Source organism: Pseudomonas corrugata (assembly GCF_001269905.1).
Lineage (GTDB): Bacteria > Pseudomonadota > Gammaproteobacteria > Pseudomonadales > Pseudomonadaceae > Aquipseudomonas > Aquipseudomonas corrugata.
In genome coordinates, this window is the sequence record NZ_LHVK01000003.1 from 803,487 (window position 1) to 824,449 (window position 20,963).

The window sequence follows — 20,963 nt, forward strand, 5'->3', positions numbered from 1 at the left end:
GCGCGCTGATTTCTGCGAAAACCCGCGCCTGGAAATCACACGGTAATGCTCATGAACGAAGCACTGCAGATCATTGACCTGGAACAGGGCGATGGCAAAAGCGTAGTCAAAGGTGCGCTGATTACGACGCAATACCGCGGCACCCTCGAGGACGGCACCGAGTTCGATTCGTCCTACAGTCGCGGCAAACCTTTCCAGTGCGTGATCGGAACCGGACGCGTCATCAAGGGCTGGGACCAGGGCCTGATGGGGATGAAAGTCGGCGGTAAGCGCAAGCTGCTGGTCCCGGCGCACTTGGCCTATGGCGAGCGATCCATGGGTGCCCACATCAAGCCCAACGCCAACCTCATCTTTGAAATCGAACTGCTGGAAGTGCTGACCAGGGACGACTGATGGCGCTGGGGCACGTCAAGGTGCTTGGGTGCCTGGTCGGTCGCTGAACATCGGGATGCGTCCGTTGATCGAGGGGCGGTAGCTCCAGGTCAAACGGTCCCATCGCGGTTCTCGTTCAAGCATCGCTTGGAGCGTGGCGTGGGCGATGCTCAGCGCCAGGGTTTGCCCGGGACATTCATGACGCCCGGTTCCGAAGCTGAAACTGCGACGGTTCGGGCGATCCAGCAAGAAGTCATCCGGTTGCGAGTTGAGCCGCGGGTCATGGTTGGCCGAGGCCAGCAGCACCAGGATTACTTCGCCGGGGTTCAGTGTCGTGCCCAGGATCTCGCAGGGGGCGGCGACGAAGCGGCGGGTATTTTGCACGCCAGGGTCGAAGCGCTGGACCTCGGCCAGCAACAGACTGATCCGCTTGGGATCGGCCATGACTGCCCGGCGCAACGCCGGATCGCGGATCAGCGCCAGTAATGTGTTGCCGATCAAGCCCGCCGTGGCTTCAAAGGTTTGCGAAAGCAGGCCGATCAGGTTGGCGATCAGGCTGTCGGGGTCGGTTGCCAAGCCTCGGCATATACTCGCCAGCAAGGGGGTATGCGGCGCCTCGATGCGTTCCCGGAAAAGTGCTTCCAATCGCTCGGTGGCCCGGTGCGCCACTTGCAACTGCGTCGCTTGACTCAAGGGCGACAGGCAGGCGACGAAATCCCCCGTCAGCGCACTGACCAGGCGGCTTTGCGTTGGACTGAAGCCCAGTAGTGTGGCTATCACACTGGTCGGTCCGACGAATTGTCCATGGTGCAGACCTTCGGCGGCCTCCGTGATGACAGGGGCCCTGACCAGTGTTTCCACCTGTTGCGGATCGATGTCCTGCAACGCCGGTGCAATCACCGATCGGGGGCAGTGCTGGCGCTCGCCTTCGTTCATGCGCATCAGGCGTCCGAATACCCGGCCGGCAGGGCCATCGGCAATGGCTTTCGGCACGGGTTCGTGGGCCGGGCGCACATGGCAATCGGGGTGGCGCAGCACGGCGCACACCGCTTCGGCGCTGCTGGCGATCCACAGTGTCAGGTGAGCGTCGAATGTCAGCCCGCCCAGGGCTCGCAGGCTGGCGTAGTAAGGGTAGGGGTCGGGATGGGTCGCGGCGGTGATCGGATCCATGAAGCGCTGCCTTGTTCGTGAGGGCGAAAGTGTTGCTACTATCTCCAGCTGATACATGGCTTGATTCGTCCGGGAGCGAAATATGAACGCAGAGCACTCAGATATCGGTGTGTCCCAGGTGGCTGCGGCCATTGCCGAACCGGCGCGTACCCGGATGCTCTGTTCGTTGATGGACGGCCATGCCCGCACCAGTACGGAATTGGCAAGCATTGCCGAGGTCAGCGCCTCCACTGCCAGTGCCCATCTGGCGAAGCTCAAGGACCTGGCCCTGGTCCGTCTGCATGTCCAGGGTCGCCATCGCTACTACAGCCTGGCGGACAAGCGTGTCGCCCAGGCTCTGGAAGCGCTGATGGTGATCGGTCAGAAGCCCGCGCCGGCTTTTGTGTCGCGTACCCCGGATCGCCTGCAATTCGCCCGCACCTGCTATGACCACATGGCCGGCACCCTGGCGGTACGGTTGCATGACCGCATGATCGAAGCCGGGTGGTTGGTGGAGGTGGAGGGGCAGGATTATCGGCTGAGCGAATCCGGCAAGATGCTGTTCGAGGCGTTAGGCATTGACGCCCAGGCCCTGGCCAGTGAACGACGCCGATTCGCCTGCCCGTGCCTGGACTGGAGCATGCGTCGGCCGCATCTGGGCGGTGCCTTGGGGGCGGCGTTGTTGCAACTGGCGATCAAGCGCCAGTGGGTGATCCAGGATCTGGACAGCCGGGCGTTGGCAGTGACGGCCAAGGGGCGCCGGGAAATGCCCGGGCGATTGGGTGTCAGTGCGCAGAGGGATGTCGAACCCGCCGGCGCTATCGCGAGCAGGCTCGCTCCCACAGTGGATTTGCGTTGAACGCAAGCCTCATGACCACTGAGAATCCCTGTGGGAGCGAGCCCGCTCGCGATGGCGTCATCAGCAGCACCGCCACGCGGGGGAGCAAGCCCCCCGGTACAATCGGATCAGACCTTGACGATCCAGCCAGCCGGCGCCTCAACGTCGCCGGTCTGCACGCCAGTCAGCTCTTTATAGAGCTTCTGGGTGATCGGGCCGACTTCGGTTTCGCTGTGGAACACGTGCAGCTTGTCCTTGTAGCTGATGCCTCCGATCGGGGTGATTACCGCCGCGGTACCGCAAGCGCCAGCTTCCTTGAAGTCCGACAGCTTGTCGATGAACACATCACCTTCAACCACTTCCAGGCCCAGACGGGTCTTGGCCAGCTCGATCAGCGACAGGCGGGTGATGCCCGGCAGGACTGACGGGGAGTTGGGCGTGACGAATTTGTTGTCATGGGTGATGCCGAAGAAGTTGGCCGAGCCGACTTCTTCGATTTTCGAATGGGTCAGCGGGTCGAGGTAGATGCAGTCGGCGAAGCTGGCCTTCTTGGCCAGGGAGCCGGGCATCAGGCTGGCGGCATAGTTGCCACCGACCTTGGCGGCGCCGGTGCCTTGTGGGGCGGCGCGGTCGAAGCTGGAAATCAGGAAGTTGTGCGGGGTCAGGCCGCCTTTGAAGTAGGCACCGACCGGAATGCAGAACACCGAGAAAATGAACTCGGGTGCGGTGCGCACGCCGATGTTGTCACCCACACCGATCACGAAGGGGCGCAGGTACAGCGCGCCGCCGGTGCCGTAAGGTGGAATGAAGCGCTCGTTGGCACGAACCACTTGCTTGCAGGCGTCGATGAACTGCTCGGTGTCGACGTGTGGCATCAGCAGGCGGGCGCAGCTGCGCTGCATGCGGGCGGCGTTCTGGTCCGGGCGGAACAGGTTGATCGAACCGTCCTTGCAGCGGTAGGCCTTGAGGCCTTCGAAGCACTGCTGGCCGTAGTGCAGGGCAGTGGAGCCCTCGCTGATGTGCAGCACGTTGTCGTCGGTCAGGGTGCCGGTGTCCCAGGCACCATTGCGCCAGTGCGACAGGTAGCGCTTGTCGGTCTTGATGTAGTCAAAGCCCAGCTTGTCCCAATTGATGCTCTCGTTACCCATGACACCCTCTATATCTTCATAACCGTCGAAACGGTCAAGGCTTCTGACGTTTTTTGGATGGGGACAACAATACTTCATTCCGGGGGTATTTCGCAGCCTCACTCGCATGATTGTTCCCACGCTCCGCGTGGGAATACTTCAACGGACGCTCCGCGTTCGGCTTTGGGACGCGGAGCGTCCCTGGCTGCATTCCCACGCGGAGCGTGGGAACGATCCCCAGGTCGCTATCTCACAGATGTAACGCATGCCCCAATGCCCGCAGCGCCGCTTCCTGTACCGCCTCGCCGAGCGTCGGATGGGCGTGGATGGTGCCGGCGATGTCTTCCAGCCGTGCGCCCATTTCCAGGGACTGGCCAAACGCGGTGGACAGTTCCGAGACGCCGACGCCGACCGCTTGCCAGCCGACGATCACATGGTTGTCCCGACGCGCTACTACCCGTACGAAACCACTCTTCGATTCCAGCGTCATCGCCCGACCGTTGGCGGCGAACGGGAAGCTGGAAACGATGCAATCCAGGCCGGCTGCCTTGGCCTCGTCCGGTGTCTTGCCCACCACCACCAGCTCTGGATCGGTAAAGCACACTGCGGGGATGGCCGCCGGGGCGAATTCGCGCGCCTTGCCGGCGATCAGTTCGGCAACCATTTCGCCCTGGGCCATGGCCCGGTGGGCGAGCATCGGTTCGCCGCTCAGGTCGCCGATAGCCCAGACGTTGCGCATGCTGGTCTGGCAGCGGCTGTCGATTTTCACTGCCGAACCGTTCATCGTCAGGTCCAGGGCCTCGAGATTCCAGCCCTGGATATTGGGCTTGCGACCGACCGCCACCAGGACCCGGTCGGTGGCCAGGTTCAAGGTATCGCCGGCGGGGTCACGCACTTGCAACATGCTGGCCTGGGCGTCGAAACCCTCGACGCTGTGCTTGAGGTACAACTTCACGCCCAATTGCTTGAGCGCCTCATGCACCGGCTGGGTCAGCTCGCCGTCGTAGGCCGGCAGGATCCGTTCCTGGGCTTCCACGACGCTGACTTCGGCACCGAGCTTGCGGTAGGCAATACCCAATTCCAGGCCGATGTAACCGCCACCGACCACTACCAGATGCTTGGGCAGCGAGGTCGGGGCGAGGGCTTCGGTGGAAGACACGATGGGGCCACCGATGGGCAGCATCGGCAGGTCGACGCTTTTCGAGCCGGTCGCCAGCAGCAGGTGTTCGCACAGGATGCGGGTATCGCCGACTTCAACGGTCTTGCCATCGATGATCTTGGCCCAGCCGTGAATGACCTGGACCTTGTGCTTTTTCAGCAGTGTCGCAACGCCGGTGGTCAGGCGATCGACGATGCCGTTCTTCCATTCCACGCTCTTGTCGATGTCCAGCACCGGTGCCGACACCGTGATACCCAGGGCAGAGCCCTGGCTATGGTGTCCTGCCTGATGAAACTGTTCGGCCACATGGATCAGCGCCTTGGACGGAATGCAGCCGATGTTCAGGCAAGTCCCGCCCAGTGCCTGGCCTTCTACGAGAATGGTCGGAATGCCCAACTGGCCAGCGCGGATCGCCGCTACGTAACCGCCAGGGCCACCGCCAATGATCAGCAGGGTGGTGTTCAAAGTCTGTTGCATGCCTGCTCCTGGTATCAGTTCACAAACAAGGTGGCGGGTTGTTCAAGCAGGCCACGCATGGCCTGGATGAATTGCGCAGCATCCATGCCGTCGACCACCCGGTGATCGAAGGAGCTGGAGAGGTTCATCATCTTGCGGATCACCACCTGGCCCTTGATGACCACAGGCCGCTCGACGATTTTGTTCACGCCGACGATCGCCACTTCAGGCAGGTTCAGCACCGGAGTGCTGACGATCCCGCCCAGCGCGCCGAGGCTGGTCAGGGTGATGGTCGAGCCGGACAGTTCGTCGCGGCTGGCCTTGCCATTGCGGGCCGCCGTGGCCAGGCGTGCGATCTCCGCCGCGCTGTCCCACAGGCTGCGGGTCTCGGCATGACGCACCACCGGCACCATCAGGCCGACGTCGCTCTGGGTCGCAACACCGACGTGCACTGCACCGGATCGGGTGATGACCTGGGCTTCGTCGTCATAGCGCGCGTTCATCTGCGGGAAGTCCCGCAAGGCCACAACCAGCGCCCGCACCAGGAATGGCAGCAAGGTCAGCTTGCCACGGCTGGCGCCGTGTTTTTCATTCAGGTGAACCCGCAGCTCTTCGAGGGCGGTAACGTCGATTTCCTCGACATAGCTGAAATGGGCGGCGCGTTGGGTGGCTTCCTGCATGCGCTGGGCGATCTTGCGCCGCATGCCGATCACCGGGATCTGCTGCTCGTCGTGGCGTTCGGTGTAGCCTGAGCCGCCTTTGGCTGGCGTCGAGGGGCCTTGGGCCAGATACGCTTCCAGATCCTCGTGCAGTACCCGGCCGGCAGGGCCGCTGCCCTGGACCAGACGCAGTTGGATGCCCAGGTCCAGGGCGTGTTTGCGCACAGCTGGCGAGGCCAGTGGGCGCTCGTCGGGATTGCGGGCCACGGGGGCCTGGGGTTGCTGGGCCGGGCGGGGCGCGGCGGCAGGTTTTTCCGCCAGCGGCTCAGGCGCTTTGGGCGGTGCGGGCTCGGCGGCTGAAGTCGCAGCCGCAGCCGGTGGCTGTGCCGATTCCTTCAGGTTGCCGGCACCTTCCACTTCGATACGGATCAGTTCGCTGCCCACCGCCATGACTTCACCCGGCTCACCACCCAGGGCGATGACCCGGCCATGCACCGGTGAAGGAATGTCCACCATGGCCTTGTCAGTCATGACATCGGCCAGGACCTGATCCTCTGTCACCAGGTCTCCAACCTTGACGTGCCATGCCGCCAATTCTACTTCCGCGATGCCTTCGCCGATGTCCGGCATCTTGATAACGTGCGTGCCCATTCAGACCTCCATGACCCGTTTCAACGCCGCGCCCACACGGGACGGCCCTGGGAAATACGCCCACTCTTGCGCGTGCGGGTAGGGAGTATCCCAACCGGTGACACGCTCGATAGGGGCTTCCAGGTGATGGAAGCAGTGTTCCTGGACCAGCGACACCAGCTCGGCACCGAAGCCGCAGGTACGGGTGGCTTCGTGGACGATCACGCAACGGCCGGTCTTCTTCACCGACTTGACGATGGTGTCCAGGTCCAGCGGCCACAGGCTGCGCAGGTCGATGACCTCGGCATCGATGCCGGTTTCCTCGGCGGCGGCCTGGGACACGTACACCGTGGTGCCGTAGGTGAGGACGGTCACGTCCTTGCCAGGGCGGGTGATGGCGGCGACATCCAGCGGTACCGTGTAATAGCCGTCGGGTACTTGTGCTGTCGGGTGTTTCGACCACGGCGTTACCGGACGGTCGTGGTGGCCGTCGAATGGGCCGTTATACAGGCGCTTGGGTTCGAGAAAGATCACCGGGTCATCGTTCTCGATGGAGGCGATCAGCAGGCCCTTGGCGTCATAAGGGTTCGATGGCATCACAGTGCGCAGGCCGCAGACCTGGGTGAACATTGCCTCGATGCTCTGGCTGTGGGTCTGGCCGCCATAGATGCCGCCGCCGCAGGGCATGCGCAAGGTCATCGGCGCGGTGAACTCGCCGGCCGAGCGATAGCGCAGGCGCGCCGCTTCGGAAATGATCTGGTCGGAGGCCGGGTAGACGTAGTCGGCGAACTGGATCTCGGCCACCGGTCGCAATCCGTAGGCGCCCATGCCCACGGCCACGCCGACGATGCCGCTTTCGGAGATCGGCGCATCGAACACCCGCGAGGTGCCGTATTTGTTCTGCAGGCCTTCGGTGCAGCGGAACACGCCGCCGAAGTAACCCACGTCCTGGCCGAACACCACGACGTTGTCGTCGCGCTCGAGCATCACGTCCATGGCCGAGCGCAGGGCCTGGATCATGGTCATGGTGGTAGTGGTCATGGCGGTATCCAGCGCAATAGTGTTGTTGTGATCGTTCATGTCAGATCCCCAACTGCTGACGCTGGCGCTTCAAGTGCTCCGGCATCTCTTTGTAGACGTCTTCGAACATTGTCGCGGCGCTCGGCACCTGGCCGCCGGCGAGGGTGCCGTACTGTTCAGCTTCCTTCTGGGCCGCGATGATCTGGGCCTCCAGCTCGGCGGTGACGGCGGCGTGCTCTTCTTCCGACCATTGGCCGATGCGGATCATGTGCTGCTTGAGACGGGCAATCGGGTCGCCCAGCGGGAAATGACTCCAGTCATCGGCAGGACGGTACTTGGAGGGATCGTCGGAGGTGGAGTGCGGACCGGCGCGGTAGGTGACCCATTCGATCAGAGTCGGCCCGAGGTTGCGACGGGCGCGTTCAGCGGCCCAGCGCGAGGCGGCATAGACGGCCATGAAGTCGTTGCCGTCGACCCGCAGCGAGGCGATGCCACAACCGACGCCGCGTCCGGCGAAGGTGGTGGCTTCACCGCCGGCAATGGCCTGGAAGGTGGAGATTGCCCACTGGTTGTTGACCACGTTGAGGATCACCGGCGCCCGATAGACGTGGGCGAAGGTGAGGGCGGTGTGAAAATCCGACTCGGCGGTGGCGCCGTCACCGATCCAGGCCGATGCGATCTTGGTATCGCCCTTGATCGCCGAGGCCATGCCCCAACCCACACCCTGGATGAACTGCGTGGCGAGGTTGCCGGAAATGGTGAAGAAGCCGGCTTCCTTGACCGAATACATGATCGGCAACTGGCGGCCCTTGAGCGGGTCCCGCTCGTTGGACAGCAGTTGGCAGATCATGTCCACCAAAGACACGTCACGGGCCATCAGGATGCTTTGCTGGCGATAGGTAGGGAAGCACATGTCGTCGATGTTCAGCGCCAGGGCCTGGCCGCTGCCGATGGCTTCCTCGCCGAGGCTCTGCATGTAGAACGACATCTTTTTCTGGCGTTGGGCGACCACCATGCGGTTGTCGTAGATCCGCGTCTTGAGCATGGCGCGCATGCCCTTGCGCAGAATGTCGAGGGGCACGTCTTCGGCCCATGGACCGTGGGCATTGCCCTGGTCGTCGAGCACGCGGATCAGGCTTCGGGCCAGGTCGGCGGTATCGGACGGCTCAACATCGATGGACGGTTTGCGCACCGTGCCCGCATCGCTCAGATGCAGGTAGGAGAAGTCGGTCTTGCAGCCGGGACGGCCCGAAGGTTCAGGGACGTGCAGGCGTAGCGGTTCGTACGCTGGGTTCATGGCTTTCTACGCTCGATCTTGTGAATTTCTTGTAGTGGGCGCGCTAGCTGACAAGTCTCCCGGGTACGGAGAATTGTCCTACAACAATCATAGGCTCGACCGTGAAGAATATTTTTCTCTGTTGGCTTGCTGTTCGGACTATTTGCAGATAAAAAATCTGCACAACGATAAAAAACAGGAATATCTGTCTCATGCGTAAACTGGATCGCACCGACATCGGCATTCTGAACAGCCTTCAGGAGAACGCCCGCATCACCAACGCCGATCTTGCCCGCTCGGTCAACCTTTCGCCGACGCCGTGCTTCAACCGCGTACGGGCCATGGAGGAGTTGGGAGTGATCCGCGAGCAAGTCACGCTGCTGGACGCCGATCTGCTGGGCCTGCACGTCAATGTATTCATCCACGTCAGCCTGGAGAAGCAGGTGGAGGAGGCTCTGCAGCATTTCGAAGAGGCGATCTCCGATCGACCCGAGGTGATGGAGTGCTACCTGATGGCGGGCGATCCGGATTACCTGATCCGCGTGCTGGTGCCGACGATCCAGTCCCTGGAGCGGTTCATGATGGACTTCCTGACCAAGGTCCCGGGGGTAGCAAATATCCGCTCCAGCTTTGCGCTCAAGCAGGTTCGCTACAAGACGGCGTTGCCGCTGCCAGCGAATGGATTGACCTTGGGTACCTGAACATCAATGGATAGCCGCAATCCCTGTGGGAGCGCTCCGTAGCTTAGTGAGGGCCCAAGACGTCCTGCAAATGCAGTCTCAGGAGCGAAAGATCGCAGCTTTGCAACTCCCATGGGCGTGGTCAGCAGGAATTCACAGCAGCCGGCACTGCATCGAAAACCCCAGCGCCACCGACTGCCCTTGCTCCAGCAGGCGCAACCCCGGTCGTGCTGGCAAGTGGTGGGCGTTGACCGGGTGGCTGACCGGTTCAATGCAGAAGAAGTCCAGGCCCACGGGGCAATACAATAGGAAGTAATCGCTACCGCTGGCCCGGCATTCCAGTGCATAGCCAAGGTCGGGTTGCTCAATCAGGCAGTGTCCGTCCCAACCGCCGAAACCATTGTCCACGAGGGTATCCGGCAGGACGCGAGGCTGCTGGAAGTCCCAGTGCGCGGGAACATCGCTCAGTTCCGTCGGCAGCTTTGTGGCATCACACAGCCAGACGTTGGTGGCACGGGTCTGCAGGCGGGTAGCAGCGGTGCGCGGAAAGTAGGGATGCAAGCCCAACCCATGCCAGGCCGCCTGTTCGGCCAGGTGGGTGACGTGCATCGAGATCTGCAAGTGGCCATCGTCCAGGCGGATTCGCAGGCTGGCGCAGTAGGCGAACGGGTATTGGCTGTGCAGTTGCAGCAACGCCTCTTGAGGGCCTTGCTCGATCACCTGCCACGCTTGTTGCCAGGCGCTGCCGTGAATTGGCAAAGGGTCGTTGGGGCTGTTGGTCTCCAGTGCCAGCCAGCCACCGGGGCAATCGAAGCCGCCGTTGGCAATCCGGTTCGACCAGGGAATCAATGGAAAACAGCCGAGTTTCCCGGGCAGGCGGTTTTCCAGTGCTTGTGGTGCGGGTGGCCGCAGCAAGGGATGACCGTCGCTGCGCAAGGTCCAACTGACCAGGCTGGCACCCAGGTGTGGCGCCACGGTGAGGCGGGTCAACTTGTCTTCGAGGTGTAATAGGGGGGGCGTCATGATCATCTTGCCTGCTGAGGAGAGGGTCTAATGCGAACGCTGTTGTGGCGAGGGGATTTCGCGAAACGTCGCACCGCCCCGCTGGGCTGCACAGCAGCCCCATCACAGCAGACTCAATCTGTCTGACACACCGAGTCGGGAGGTTTTGGAGCTGCTGCGCAGCCCAGCGGGGCGGTGCGACGTTTCGATGAATCCCCTCGCCACAAGGGGATTGCTTCGAGTTACAACACCAGATGCGGCAGCCACAGCGAGATCGCAGGGATATAGGTCACGGCCAGCAGTACCAGGAACAGCATGCCGTAGAAGGGCAGCAGCGCCTTGACGGTGGATTCAATGCTCACCTTGCCGATAGCCGAGCCGACGAACAGCACCGCACCCACCGGTGGCGTAATCAGGCCGATACCCAGGTTCACCAGCATGATCATGCCGAACTGTACCGGGTCCACCCCGATGCCCATGATTACCGGCATCAGGATTGGCGTCAGGATCAGGATCAGTGGCGCCATGTCCATCACGGTGCCGAGGATCAGCAGCATCGCGTTGATGCACATCAGGATCACATAGCGGTTGTCGGAGATGGTCAGGAACAGGGTGGTGATCTTCGCCGGGATCTGCATCAACGTCATGATGTAGCCGAAGCTGGCGGCGAAGCCGATCAGGATCATCACGATGGAGATGGTGCGTACCGTGCGATGCATCAGTTTGGGCAACTCGCTCCATTTGTAGTCGCGATAGATGCACATGGTCACGAAGAATGCCCAGATTACGGCGATGGCTGCTGATTCAGTGGCGGTGAACACACCCGACAGAATGCCGCCAAGGATGATGAACATGGTCATCATGCCCCACATGGCTTCCCGGCAGATTTTCAGCGCTTGCTCGAGGGGAATCACTTCGCCCTTGGGGTAATTGCGCTTCTTCGCGAAGATCAGGCACAGCGCCATCAGGCATGCATTCATCAGCAGGCCGGGTACGATACCTGCCATGAACAGTGCTCCGATGGAAACCGTCCCGCCGGCTGCCAGGGAGTACAACACCGCGTTGTGGCTTGGCGGGGTCAGCAACGCCTGGACCGAGCCACTGACGGTGACCGCCGTGGAGAATTCCCGTGGGTAGCCGCGGCGTTCCATTTCAGGGATCAGCACTGAACCAACCGAGGCGGTGTCGGCCACCGAAGACCCGGAGATTGCACCGAAGAAGGTCGATGCCATGAGGTTGACCAGCGACAGGCCGCCGCGCACGAACCCGACCAGAACACCGGCGAAAGCCACCAGGCGGCGAGACATGCCGCCTTCGGCCATGATTGCACCTGCCAGCACGAAGAAGGGAATGGCCAGCAGGGAGAACTTGTTCACCCCACCCGCCACCTGAATCATCACGGCCTGATACGGAATATCGATCCACCATGCGCCGATCAGGGCGGCAGCGCCCAGTGCATAGGCGACCGGCATGCCGATCAGGACCAATACGAAAAAACTGCCCAGCAGAATCAGAGCGTCCATTAAGCGGCACCTTCGTTTTCTTCAACCAGGTCGAACTGCACGACCCGACGCTGGCTTTGATCACCCAGCAAGAGTTTTTCCAGGACAAACACCAATGTCAGGCAACCACCGATCGGAATGGGCATATATGTGATGCCGACCCGCAGGGTGGGAAGGGCGCTCATGAACTGGTTCCACGTGGCGATGCACAGTTTGGTGCCGCCGACGATCATGAAAAGGCAGATCGCAGCCATCAGTAATTGGGAGACTACCGAGCAGATGACTTTCAAGGCGGGAGGCATGCGATTGGTGAGCATGTCCACGGCCATGTGTGCGCCAGCGCGATAGCTGGCGGCGGCGCCGATGAATGTGAAAACGATCATCAGCAAGATGGCGGTGGGTTCCGGCCAGCTCGAGCCGCTACCCAACACGTAGCGGGCAAAAACACCCCAGGGAATCATTAGCGCAATTGCCAGGACAGAGAGACCGGCGACCCAGATGCAAGTCATGTAGATCGTGTCATTGATACGCAGCAGTAAATTCTTCATCGGGTTCCACCGTAACCGGGCGCGCCGGGAGATATCCGGCGCGCCAGGCCTTTCAGGGTACTAGTAAGGGGTATTACTGAACGGCTTCGATACGCTTGATCAGATCGGCATACGGAGCGCCGTATTTGGCGCGGATCGGCGCGGTGGCGTCGTAGAAGGGTTTCTTGTCCACGGTGATGAATTCGACGCCTGCCGCCTTGAGTTTCTCTTCACTGGCAACGGTCTTCTTGTCCCACAGCACGCGCTCGTCCAGCTGAGATTGCCTGGCGGCTTTTTTCACCAGTTCCTGCTGCTCCGGGGTGAGTTTTTCCCAGGTGAACTTGGACATCACCACCGGCTCAGGCAGGATCAGGTGACCGGTCAGGCTATAGAACTTGGCGTTCTGGTAATGGTTGTGTTCGAGCATGGTCGGCGGGTTGTTTTCCGCGCCGTCGATGACGCCTGTCTGCAGGGCGCTGAAGATTTCACCAGTGTCCATTGCGATCCCGTTACCGCCCATGGCATTGAGGGTTTCGATGAACATCGGGTTGCCCATTACCCGGATTTTCATGCCATGCATGTCTTCGGGCTTGCGCACAGGCTTCTTCGTGTAGAGGTTACGCGTGCCACCGTCCATCCAGGCCAAGGCCACCAGGTTGAATTCGGAGTTGGTGATCTTGTCGAGGATTTCCTGGCCGATTTCACCGTCAATGACTTTGCGCATGTGCGCCTGGTCGCGGAACACGAATGGCATGTTGAAAACGTTCACGTCCGGCACCACGGGGCCGACGATGCCCAGGCTGACGCGGGCCATTTGTATTGCCCCCACTTGAAGTTGCTCGACAACTTCCTTCTCGGAGCCCAATACGCCACCGGAGTACATCTTGAAAGTAATAGGGTCCTTCATGCCCTTGCTTTCGTCGACCAGAGTCTTGCCCAGGACCTTTTCCGCTTCCACGGTGGGGTAGCCTTCGGGGTGGATGTCGGCGAACTTGATCTCCAGGGCTTGCGCCGACTGGGCCAGGAAGGCCAGGGGAAGCGCGGCGATCAAAAGTGTGCGTTTGAAATTCATGTCAATCTCCAGTCTTGTTGTTTTTATAGCTATCGAGTGAAACGGCGTTGCAGGTCAGTTGGCGGGAATGTTCACTCCCCCGAAAGCGGGTTCGGCCAGGCCCCTGACGCCCGGGTTGAGGGCAAATACGCCTCCGGCCAGGGACTGTGGGTCGGTGTCGTCGCCGGGGCGGATCGAGGTGACGAACAGAGTCTCCAGACGACTGCCGCCAAAAGCGCACATCGTCGGCTTCTTCACCGGTACGGCCAGCGAGCGGTCCAGCCGGCCATCCGGGGTAAAACGATGGATCAGCCCGGCGTCGTTGGCGCAGATCCAGTAGCAACCTTCGGCGTCCACCGCTGCGCCGTCCGGGCGTCCGGCCAAGGGCTGCATGTCGACGAACAGTCGCCGGTTGGAGGGCGTCCCGCTGTCGGTGTCGTAGTCGAAGGCCCAGATCTGTTGCACCAGAGGGTGGGAGTCGGAGAGGTACATCGTCCGTCCGTCCGGGCTGAAACCGAGGCCGTTAGGCACGATGAAGCCGCTCAACTGCGCCTCGACCGGGCTGCGCTGGCCAGCGTCATATCGATACATCCGGCCCTGGTCGACGTTGGCGCCCATGTTCAGCACCATGCTGCCGGCCCAGAAACGCCCCTGGCGGTCGCAGCGACCATCGTTGAGGCGCATGTCAGTGCGGCTGTGCTCGACATTCGCATGCAGTTCGCTGTCCAGGCTGCCGTCATCGTTGGGATGCAGGCGAAAGAAACCGCTCTCCATGCCGGCGATCCAGCCACCGTTCTGGTGGCGGGCGATACAGGCGAGCATCTCGGGAGCTTCCCAGCCCTTGAGTTGACCGGTCCCGGCGTTCCAGCACTGCAGGCCGCCGCTGGGGATGTCCACCCAATACAGCGCGTTTTCCTCGGGGACCCAGACCGGGCTTTCCCCGACGGCGTTGCGTGCGTCGACAATCAATTCAGCTTGCATGGTGATTCCCTTGTGCATTCGTATCCCATGAAATACAGGTGAATCAGTCGTCGAACGGACCGGCCGCTACGAAAGCACCGCCCTGGTAGATCCTGGCCGGGTCATCGGCGGCCGGCATTGGCTGCGCTTCGACCTTGGCGCGGAAAATCTCGGAGCTGTCCTTGGGCTTATAGCCCAGGTGCGCGGCGTGGCTGTTGTCCCACCAGACGTCACGGTTTGCGGACATGCCGTACACCACGGTATGCCCGACTTCTGGCGTGTAGAGCGAGCATTCGATCAGTTGGGTGAGGTCGTCGTAGCTCAGCCAGGTACTCATCATCCGGCGGTTCTGGGGTTCGACGAACGAAGAGCCGATGCGGATGCTGACGGTCTCGATGCCATAGCGATCGAAGTAGAAGCTGGCCATGTCTTCGCCGTAGGATTTGGACAGGCCGTAGTAGCCATCCGGACGGCGAGGGGAAAGGGCATCGAGGGCTTCGTCCTGCTTGTAGAAACCGATGACGTGGTTGGAACTGGCGAAAATGACGCGCTTGACGCCGTGCTTGCGGGCGGCTTCATAGATATGGAACACGCCGCTGATGTTGGCGCCGAGGATTTCTTCGAATGGGCGTTCTACCGACACACCACCAAAATGCAGGATCGCATCGACGCCTTCCACCAGTTGATGCACCGCCTGCTTGTCGGACAGGTCGCACAGCACCACTTCCTCGCTTTCATCGATGGCGGGCGCCATGTTGGCGATGTCTGACAGGCGAATGTGCCGGGCGAAAGGCTTGAGGCGTTCGCGCAGGACTTTGCCCAGGCCGCCGCTGGCGCCGGTCAGCAACAAGCGATTGAAGGGGTGACGAATGTGTGTGGTAGTCATGGAATTACCTGAGCAAACAGTGAGAGGTATCAGTTATAGGTTGCCGTTTGACCGCTGGAAAATATCCTTGTCCTCATGCTGATCTTCAGCGCCATTCCCCTGTGGGAGCGAGCCTGCTCGCAAAAGCGGTGGGTCAGCTCGCATAGAAGTTGGATGTACCGCCGCCATCGCGAGCAAGCTCGGCTCCCACAGTGGTTTGGCGTCGCGTGCAAATAATGTGTTCATCACCATTCCCTGTGGGAGCGAGCCTGCTCGCAAAAGCGGTGGGTCAGCTCGCATAGAAGTTGGATGTACCGCCGCCATCGCGAGCAAGCTCGGCTCCCACAGTGGTTTGGCGTCGCGTGCAAATAATGTGTTCATCACCATTCCCTGTGGGAGCCGAGCTTGCTCGCGATAGCGGTGGGTCAGTCGCCACTTGAGCGACAGACCCACCGCAGCCGCTTTACAACAAGCTGATCGGGTAGCTGATAAAGAGGCGGTTCTCGTCGAACTCATTGCTGCTGTAGTCCCGACGGATCGATGCATTACGCCACTTCACGTTGAGACTCTTCAGCGCACCGCTCTGCACGGTGTACGCCAGTTCGGTCTCACGTCCCCACTCCTTGCCGTCGTCCACCGTGGCGGTGTGCACGTTGTCGCCGCTGATGTAGCGGTTCATCAGGGTCAGGCCCGGTACGCCGACGGCGGCGAAGTTGAAGTCGTGGCGCACTTGCCAGGATTTTTCCTTGGCGTTGTCGTAGCTGGAGTTGTAGCTGTCGTTGGCCAGGGTCCCGCCGCTGGTGCCGTTGACGCGCATCCAGGCATCGTCGCCGCTGAGTTTTTGCAGGCCGACGTAGAAGGTGTTGCCACCGTACTTGGCCGAGAGCATGGCGAAGGCGGTCTTGTTGTCCAGGTCACCGGCCAGGGCACTGCCGTTTTCCTTGCCGATGAAGTAGCCGAGGTTGGCGCCCAGGGTCCAGTCGCCGATGGGCTGGCTGTGGGTCAGGTTGAAATACTGCTGCTGGTAGATGTCGCTCAGTTCCGAGTACCAGACGCCGACCTGGGTGCGTTTGTCGTTGAAGGCGTACTCGCCGCCGCCGAAGTTGAAGCGATCGGAGGTGAAGGCCGGGCGGCCGTTCATGAACATGTCCTCCATGCTCGCATCGTTGCGCGGGCTGTTGGCGCGGAACTGGCCACCGTAGAGGCTCAGGCCGCTGATTTCGGTGGAGGTGACCTGGCCGCCACGGAAGGTTTGCGGCAGGGAGCGGCCATCGTCGGAACGCAGGATCGGCAACACCGGTGCCCATTCGCCGACCTTCAATTCGGTCTTCGACACCTTGGCCTTGAGGGCGACACCCAGGCGGCCGAAATCATCGGCCGGGCGGCCGTCATCGTGCACCGGCAACAACTGTGTTCCTGTGGTGCCGCGACCGCCATCGAGCTTGATCGAATACAGGCCCAGCACGTCCATGCCGAACCCCACCGTGCCCTGGGTGAAACCGGACTTGGCGTCGAGGATGAAGCTCTGGGTCCATTCCTCGGCCTTGCCCTGGGCGTTGTTCGGGTTGGTGAAGTTGCGGTTGAAGTAGGCATTGCGCAGGGTCAACGTGGCCTTGGCGTCGTCGACAAATCCTTCGGCGTGGGCGACGGTTGGCAGGAAAGCGGCCAGGCCGGTGCAACCGAGCAGCAGCATTGCGGGACTGGAATTGAAGAGGGTGCGGCGGGTGGGACGATTGTCGGGCGAAAAACGGACACGTGTGCTCACTATGACTGCTCCTACCTTTTTGTTGTTTTTATTTGTCATACGTCGTCGTACAACATGGCGTGGATTATTTGTGGCCCGTTACGCGTTGTCAACTGGCCATGATCGGAATTATCCAATTGGGCGACGCTTGAAAATCGGCTGGATCAATGGTCGCAGCAAAGAAAAGTGCAGAACGAGGCCTTGGCGGGGGCTTTTTACTGGTAGTGGTCTTGCTTGAAAGTTATGCGATGACTGGTCTAAGACATTGGTCGAATGGTCCCCTCGAAGCACCTCAGCTCTTGTGGCGAGGGGATAAATCCCCTCGCCACAAGAAGCGACTCCCACAGGGAGCCCCGGTGTTCTCGAAAGAGGGTGGATGCTAGTCTTGGGCATCGCTGTTGCCAGGGAGCCCTCATGGGCAATCACAAGATCGAGATTCGTCGCAGTAACGTCGAGAAAATCCTGCTGGCCGCCGAGAAGGTCTTTGCCGAAAAAGGCTTCGGCAGCACCACCATGGCTGACATCGCGGCTGAAGTGCAGTTGCCCCGTTCCAACCTGCATTACTACTTCAGCACCAAGAACGAGTTGTACAGCGCCGTGCTGTTCGATCTGCTGGAAGTCTGGAAGCAGGACGCCTTGTGCTTCGAAATGTTCGACGATCCGCGGGTGGTGCTCAGCAGCTATATCCGCGCCAAGATGAATCATTCCCGCAGCCGGCCTTATGGTTCGAAGGTCTGGGCCAATGAAGTGATCCATGGCGCGCCCACGCTGGGGCAGGCGCTGGATGCCAGCCTCTATGAATGGGCCAAGATGAAGGAAGCAAAAATTCGCCAGTGGGTGGAGGACAAACGCATCCTGCCGGTGGAGCCGTCGAGCCTGCTCTACATGATCTGGGCTTCGACCCAGCATTACGCCGACTTCGACCACCAGATCAACATCCTCAACGATCACCAGCCACTGTCGGACATGCAGTTCGAGCGGGCGGTACAGACAGTGACCGCGGTGATTCTGCGGGGGATCGGGTTGGAGCCTTAGTGTTGTGGTGGGGCTGACGGCGCTATCGCGAGCAGGCTCGCTCCCACATTGGAAATGCGATCCCCTGTGGGAGCGAGCCTGCTCGCGATGGCGCCAGTCCAGGCACCGCAGCTCTCAAACGGCTACATGGTAGGGATTACGCGGATCATGATCCCAGTCCAGGAACGGCTTGCCCGTTTCCACCGGCACCATCTCGATGCAATCCTGCACCGGACAGGTAATCTGGCACAGGTTGCAGCCCACGCACTCTTCATCGATCACTTCATATTGATGCGTTCCGTCAGCCTGCCTGTGGCTGGCGATGGCCTGGTGCGAGGTGTCTTCGCAGGCGATGTGGCAGCGGCCGCAGCCGATGCAGGCCTCCTGGTCGATCTTGGCGATGACCTGATAGTTGATGTCCAGGTATTTCCAATCGGTGGTGTTGCTGACCGCGCGACCAGAGAACGCCTGGAGGTTGGCGTATCCCTGGCTGTCCATCCAACGTGACAGGCCGTCCTTCATCTCCTCGACGATGCGAAAACCGTGCAGCATCGCCGCCGTGCACACCTGCACCGCGCCGCTGCCCAGGGCGATGAATTCCGCGGCGTCGCGCCAACTGCCGATGCCGCCGATGCCGCAGATGGGCAAGCCGTGGGTCTGCGGATCACGGGCGATTTCCGCCACCATGTTCAGTGCGATCGGCTTGACCGCCGAGCCGCAGTAACCGCCATGGGTGCTCTGGCTGCCGACGGTGGGCAGCGCGACCATCCGGTCCAGGTCGACGCTGGTGATGGAGTTGATGGTGTTGATCAGCGACACCGCGTCCGCGCCACCGCGATGGGCCGCCCGGGCGGCGACGCGGATGTCGGTGATGTTCGGCGTGAGTTTGACGATCACCGGCAGCGAGCAATAGATCTTGCACCAGCGGGTCACCTGCTCGACGTACTCCGGCACCTGGCCGACCGCTGCCCCCATGCCCCGTTCCGGCATGCCGTGGGGGCAACCGAAGTTCAACTCGATACCGTCGGCACCGGTGGCTTCCACCAGGGGCAGGATGTGTTTCCAGGATTCCTCGACACAGGGCACCATCAGCGACACGATCAACGCCCGGTCCGGCCAGTCCTTTTTCACCTGGGTGATTTCCCGCAGGTTGATCTCCAGGGAGCGGTCGGTGATCAACTCGATGTTATTGATGCCCAGCACCTCGCGATTGGCGCCAAAGTGGGCCGAGTAGCGCGACGATACGTTCACCGCCGCCGGGTCTTCACCCAGGGTTTTCCAGACCACGCCCCCCCAGCCGGCCTCGAAGGCACGCACCACGTTGTAGGCCTTGTCGGTGGGCGGCGCTGAGGCCAGCCAGAACGGGTTGGGGGCTTTGATGCCGGCGAAGACAATCGACAGATCGGCCATTTACGCAGCCTCCACGTTGAGCATGAGTTGGGCATTGATCGCCTCGGCGGCGAGCTTGCCGTGCTGCACCGCCTGTACGGTGAGGTCCTGGTCCAGACTGGTGCAATCGCCGCCGGCATAGACCCCGGGGATGCTGGTGCGCAGTTGTTCATCTACCAGGATCCGCCCGTCCTGGCGCTTGAGTTCCCGGGCCAATGGGTCCGCCAGTGCGTGCTCGTCAAAGGCCTGGCCGATGGCCTTGAAAATGCCGTCGGCCGGCAGGTCGAACGTGTCGGCATCGATGACCAGTCGACCGTTTTCCAGATGGGTGCGCGAGAAGCGCATTCCTCGCACGTGCCCGGCGTCGTCGAGCAGCACCTGCTGCGGTTGGGCCCAGGTCAGCAGGCGGACCTGATTGGCCTTGGCAATGTCCTGCTCGTGGCCGGTTGCGCCCATGTCCTCAAGACCGCGGCGGTAAACCAGGCTGACATCCCGGGCGCCGAGGCGGGCCATCTGCACGGCCATGTCGATGGCCGTGTTGCCGGCACCGAGCACGATGCAACGGTCTGCCAACGGCAACTGGCTGAGGTCGTCGGCCTGGCGCAGCTCGCGGATGTAGTCAGTGGCGGCAAGCAATCCCGGCGCTTGTTCATCGCTCAGGCCCAGTTGTTTGCTGGCGGCCAGGCCGAGGCCGAGGAACACCGCGTCGAACTGTTGGTGCAGTTCGCTCAGGCTGAGGTTTTCGCCGAGCTTCTGACCGTGACGGATTTCGATGCCGCCGATCTCCAGCAGGAAGTCCAGTTCACGCTGGGCATAATCGTCCACCAGTTTGTACTTGGCGATTCCGTATTCGTTGAGACCGCCGGCCTTGTCCCGGGCCTCGAAAATCACCACGTCATGGCCGTGCATCGCACTGCGGTGAGCGCAGGACAAGCCCGCCGGGCCGGCACCGACCACGGCAATGCGCTTGCCAGTGCTGGCGGCCCGTTTGAACGGGTGTTCGCTGAAATGGGCATTGTCTACGGCAAAGCGCTGCAACAGGCCGATCAACACCGGGGCGCACTCGTGGCTGTTGTTGCGCACGCAGGCTTGCTGGCAAAGGATTTCCGTAGGGCACACCCGGGCGCAACTGCCGCCGAGGATATTGGCCGAGAGAATCTTCTGGGCCGCGCCCTGGACATTGTCCTGGTGGATGTTGCGAATGAACGAAGGAATATCGATCTCGCTCGGGCAAGCGTTCACGCACGGAGCGTCGTAGCAGTACAGGCACCGGGACGCTTCCAGATGGGCTTGCCTGGCGTTGAGCGGTGGTGCCAGGTCGCTGAAGCGGGCGGCGAGGGTGGTCGGATCTTCCAGGGAATGGGGAAGATGGCTCAAGGGCTGGATCATGGTATGGGCCTCACGGTGTTGGAGGTGCTGCCTCTGGTGGGCAGTGTTTTTCTGGGTGCTGCGCTGGCCTCATCGCGAGCAGGCTCGCTCCCACATTGGAAATGCGGCCCCCTGTGGGAGCGAGCCCGCTCGCGATCGGCCGAAGGCCTCGATT

General features: G+C 61.6%; 19 protein-coding genes. 4 read left to right on the plus strand and 15 right to left on the minus strand.

Translation table 11 applies throughout. The annotated features are described in order from the left end of the window. The first annotated feature begins 51 nt into the window (after positions 1–51). Positions 52–393 carry an FKBP-type peptidyl-prolyl cis-trans isomerase gene (locus AD665_RS04020; RefSeq protein ID WP_024777375.1) on the plus strand — a complete coding sequence of 114 codons (342 nt, stop codon included), beginning with the start codon at positions 52–54 and terminating at the stop codon, positions 391–393. Positions 394–408: 15 nt separating this feature from the next. Here AD665_RS04020 and AD665_RS04025 read toward each other — a convergent pair whose 3' ends face one another. Beyond that, positions 409–1,542, minus strand: coding sequence for a cytochrome P450 (locus tag AD665_RS04025; protein ID WP_053191051.1), 1,134 nt, complete (start codon positions 1,540–1,542; stop codon positions 409–411). 82 nt (positions 1,543–1,624) lie between these two features. Between AD665_RS04025 and AD665_RS04030 the strand changes: the two genes are divergently transcribed. Beyond that, on the plus strand, positions 1,625–2,380 hold the full coding sequence (locus tag AD665_RS04030; protein WP_053191053.1) for an ArsR/SmtB family transcription factor: 756 nt from the start codon (positions 1,625–1,627) through the stop codon (positions 2,378–2,380). A 107-nt stretch (positions 2,381–2,487) separates the two neighbouring features. On the opposite strand, the gene AD665_RS04035 is transcribed toward AD665_RS04030, so the two are convergent. From AD665_RS04035 to AD665_RS04055, 5 genes are all read right to left on the minus strand, one after another. Continuing rightward, on the minus strand, positions 2,488–3,507 hold the full coding sequence (locus tag AD665_RS04035; protein WP_024777378.1) for a branched-chain amino acid aminotransferase: 1,020 nt from the start codon (positions 3,505–3,507) through the stop codon (positions 2,488–2,490). A 229-nt stretch (positions 3,508–3,736) separates the two neighbouring features. After that, positions 3,737–5,122, minus strand: a complete 1,386-nt coding sequence (lpdA, locus tag AD665_RS04040; protein WP_053191055.1) for a dihydrolipoyl dehydrogenase — start codon at positions 5,120–5,122, stop codon at positions 3,737–3,739. Positions 5,123–5,136: 14 nt separating this feature from the next. After that, the gene (locus AD665_RS04045) at positions 5,137–6,411 is read right to left on the minus strand and encodes a dihydrolipoamide acetyltransferase family protein (protein WP_053191057.1); all 1,275 of its coding nucleotides are present in this window, start codon (positions 6,409–6,411) and stop codon (positions 5,137–5,139) included. Further along, the gene (locus AD665_RS04050) at positions 6,412–7,470 is read right to left on the minus strand and encodes an alpha-ketoacid dehydrogenase subunit beta (RefSeq protein WP_024777381.1); all 1,059 of its coding nucleotides are present in this window, start codon (positions 7,468–7,470) and stop codon (positions 6,412–6,414) included. Position 7,471: 1 nt separating this feature from the next. Next, entirely contained in the window at positions 7,472–8,707 is a 1,236-nt protein-coding gene (locus tag AD665_RS04055) for a 3-methyl-2-oxobutanoate dehydrogenase (2-methylpropanoyl-transferring) subunit alpha (RefSeq protein ID WP_024777382.1), read from the minus strand. A gap of 191 nt (positions 8,708–8,898) precedes the next feature. On the opposite strand from AD665_RS04055, the gene bkdR reads away from it, so the two are divergent. Continuing rightward, entirely contained in the window at positions 8,899–9,387 is a 489-nt protein-coding gene (bkdR, locus tag AD665_RS04060) for a Bkd operon transcriptional regulator BkdR (RefSeq protein WP_003202929.1), read from the plus strand. Between the two features lie 132 nt (positions 9,388–9,519). On the opposite strand, the gene AD665_RS04065 is transcribed toward bkdR, so the two are convergent. The 7 genes from AD665_RS04065 to AD665_RS04095 all read right to left on the minus strand — a co-directional run bounded on the left by AD665_RS04065 (position 9,520) and on the right by AD665_RS04095 (position 16,966). Next, entirely contained in the window at positions 9,520–10,389 is an 870-nt protein-coding gene (locus AD665_RS04065; RefSeq protein ID WP_024777383.1) for an aldose 1-epimerase, read from the minus strand. A 221-nt stretch (positions 10,390–10,610) separates the two neighbouring features. Continuing rightward, positions 10,611–11,891: a TRAP transporter large permease gene (locus AD665_RS04070; protein WP_053191059.1), complete on the minus strand. Its 1,281-nt coding sequence runs from the start codon at positions 11,889–11,891 to the stop codon at positions 10,611–10,613. After that, positions 11,891–12,418, minus strand: a complete 528-nt coding sequence (locus AD665_RS04075) for a TRAP transporter small permease (protein WP_024777385.1) — start codon at positions 12,416–12,418, stop codon at positions 11,891–11,893. Before AD665_RS04075 ends, AD665_RS04070 begins: the two co-directional genes overlap by 1 nt. A 73-nt stretch (positions 12,419–12,491) precedes the next feature. Next, a complete protein-coding gene (locus tag AD665_RS04080; protein WP_053191061.1) occupies positions 12,492–13,469 on the minus strand; it encodes a TRAP transporter substrate-binding protein in 978 nt (325 codons plus the stop codon). Positions 13,470–13,523: 54 nt separating this feature from the next. After that, positions 13,524–14,429, minus strand: coding sequence for an SMP-30/gluconolactonase/LRE family protein (locus tag AD665_RS04085; RefSeq protein WP_024777387.1), 906 nt, complete (start codon positions 14,427–14,429; stop codon positions 13,524–13,526). A 43-nt stretch (positions 14,430–14,472) separates the two neighbouring features. Then, on the minus strand, positions 14,473–15,294 hold the full coding sequence (locus AD665_RS04090) for an NAD-dependent epimerase/dehydratase family protein (RefSeq protein WP_024777388.1): 822 nt from the start codon (positions 15,292–15,294) through the stop codon (positions 14,473–14,475). Between the two features lie 442 nt (positions 15,295–15,736). After that, on the minus strand, positions 15,737–16,966 hold the full coding sequence (locus AD665_RS04095) for an OprD family porin (protein WP_055137624.1): 1,230 nt from the start codon (positions 16,964–16,966) through the stop codon (positions 15,737–15,739). Positions 16,967–17,431: 465 nt separating this feature from the next. Here AD665_RS04095 and AD665_RS04100 point away from each other — a divergent pair, with 465 nt between their 5' ends. Continuing rightward, positions 17,432–18,052 (plus strand): TetR/AcrR family transcriptional regulator, encoded by a 621-nt coding sequence (locus AD665_RS04100; protein ID WP_024780071.1) that lies wholly within the window; start codon positions 17,432–17,434, stop codon positions 18,050–18,052. A 114-nt stretch (positions 18,053–18,166) separates the two neighbouring features. Here AD665_RS04100 and preA read toward each other — a convergent pair whose 3' ends face one another. Continuing rightward, entirely contained in the window at positions 18,167–19,441 is a 1,275-nt protein-coding gene (preA, locus tag AD665_RS04105) for an NAD-dependent dihydropyrimidine dehydrogenase subunit PreA (RefSeq protein ID WP_053191066.1), read from the minus strand. Next, positions 19,442–20,809 carry an NAD(P)-dependent oxidoreductase gene (locus AD665_RS04110; protein WP_053191068.1) on the minus strand — a complete coding sequence of 456 codons (1,368 nt, stop codon included), beginning with the start codon at positions 20,807–20,809 and terminating at the stop codon, positions 19,442–19,444. Positions 20,810–20,963 lie beyond the last annotated feature (154 nt).

What these genes read in the sequence shown, in the direction of transcription:
- AD665_RS04035 (WP_024777378.1), bottom strand. Translation starts at nt 3,507, where the DNA reads ATGGGTAACGAGAGCATCAATTGGGACAAGCTGGGCTTTGACTACATC.
- AD665_RS04075 (WP_024777385.1), bottom strand. Translation starts at nt 12,418, where the DNA reads ATGAAGAATTTACTGCTGCGTATCAATGACACGATCTACATGACTTGC.
- AD665_RS04070 (WP_053191059.1), bottom strand. Translation starts at nt 11,891, where the DNA reads ATGGACGCTCTGATTCTGCTGGGCAGTTTTTTCGTATTGGTCCTGATC.
- lpdA (WP_053191055.1), bottom strand. Translation starts at nt 5,122, where the DNA reads ATGCAACAGACTTTGAACACCACCCTGCTGATCATTGGCGGTGGCCCT.
- bkdR (WP_003202929.1), top strand. Translation starts at nt 8,899, where the DNA reads ATGCGTAAACTGGATCGCACCGACATCGGCATTCTGAACAGCCTTCAG.
- AD665_RS04080 (WP_053191061.1), bottom strand. Translation starts at nt 13,469, where the DNA reads ATGAATTTCAAACGCACACTTTTGATCGCCGCGCTTCCCCTGGCCTTC.
- AD665_RS04110 (WP_053191068.1), bottom strand. Translation starts at nt 20,809, where the DNA reads ATGATCCAGCCCTTGAGCCATCTTCCCCATTCCCTGGAAGATCCGACC.
- AD665_RS04045 (WP_053191057.1), bottom strand. Translation starts at nt 6,411, where the DNA reads ATGGGCACGCACGTTATCAAGATGCCGGACATCGGCGAAGGCATCGCG.
- AD665_RS04065 (WP_024777383.1), bottom strand. Translation starts at nt 10,389, where the DNA reads ATGACGCCCCCCCTATTACACCTCGAAGACAAGTTGACCCGCCTCACC.
- AD665_RS04090 (WP_024777388.1), bottom strand. Translation starts at nt 15,294, where the DNA reads ATGACTACCACACACATTCGTCACCCCTTCAATCGCTTGTTGCTGACC.
- AD665_RS04055 (WP_024777382.1), bottom strand. Translation starts at nt 8,707, where the DNA reads ATGAACCCAGCGTACGAACCGCTACGCCTGCACGTCCCTGAACCTTCG.
- AD665_RS04100 (WP_024780071.1), top strand. Translation starts at nt 17,432, where the DNA reads ATGGGCAATCACAAGATCGAGATTCGTCGCAGTAACGTCGAGAAAATC.
- AD665_RS04095 (WP_055137624.1), bottom strand. Translation starts at nt 16,966, where the DNA reads ATGCTGCTGCTCGGTTGCACCGGCCTGGCCGCTTTCCTGCCAACCGTC.
- preA (WP_053191066.1), bottom strand. Translation starts at nt 19,441, where the DNA reads ATGGCCGATCTGTCGATTGTCTTCGCCGGCATCAAAGCCCCCAACCCG.
- AD665_RS04085 (WP_024777387.1), bottom strand. Translation starts at nt 14,429, where the DNA reads ATGCAAGCTGAATTGATTGTCGACGCACGCAACGCCGTCGGGGAAAGC.
- AD665_RS04025 (WP_053191051.1), bottom strand. Translation starts at nt 1,542, where the DNA reads ATGGATCCGATCACCGCCGCGACCCATCCCGACCCCTACCCTTACTAC.
- AD665_RS04030 (WP_053191053.1), top strand. Translation starts at nt 1,625, where the DNA reads ATGAACGCAGAGCACTCAGATATCGGTGTGTCCCAGGTGGCTGCGGCC.
- AD665_RS04050 (WP_024777381.1), bottom strand. Translation starts at nt 7,470, where the DNA reads ATGAACGATCACAACAACACTATTGCGCTGGATACCGCCATGACCACT.
- AD665_RS04020 (WP_024777375.1), top strand. Translation starts at nt 52, where the DNA reads ATGAACGAAGCACTGCAGATCATTGACCTGGAACAGGGCGATGGCAAA.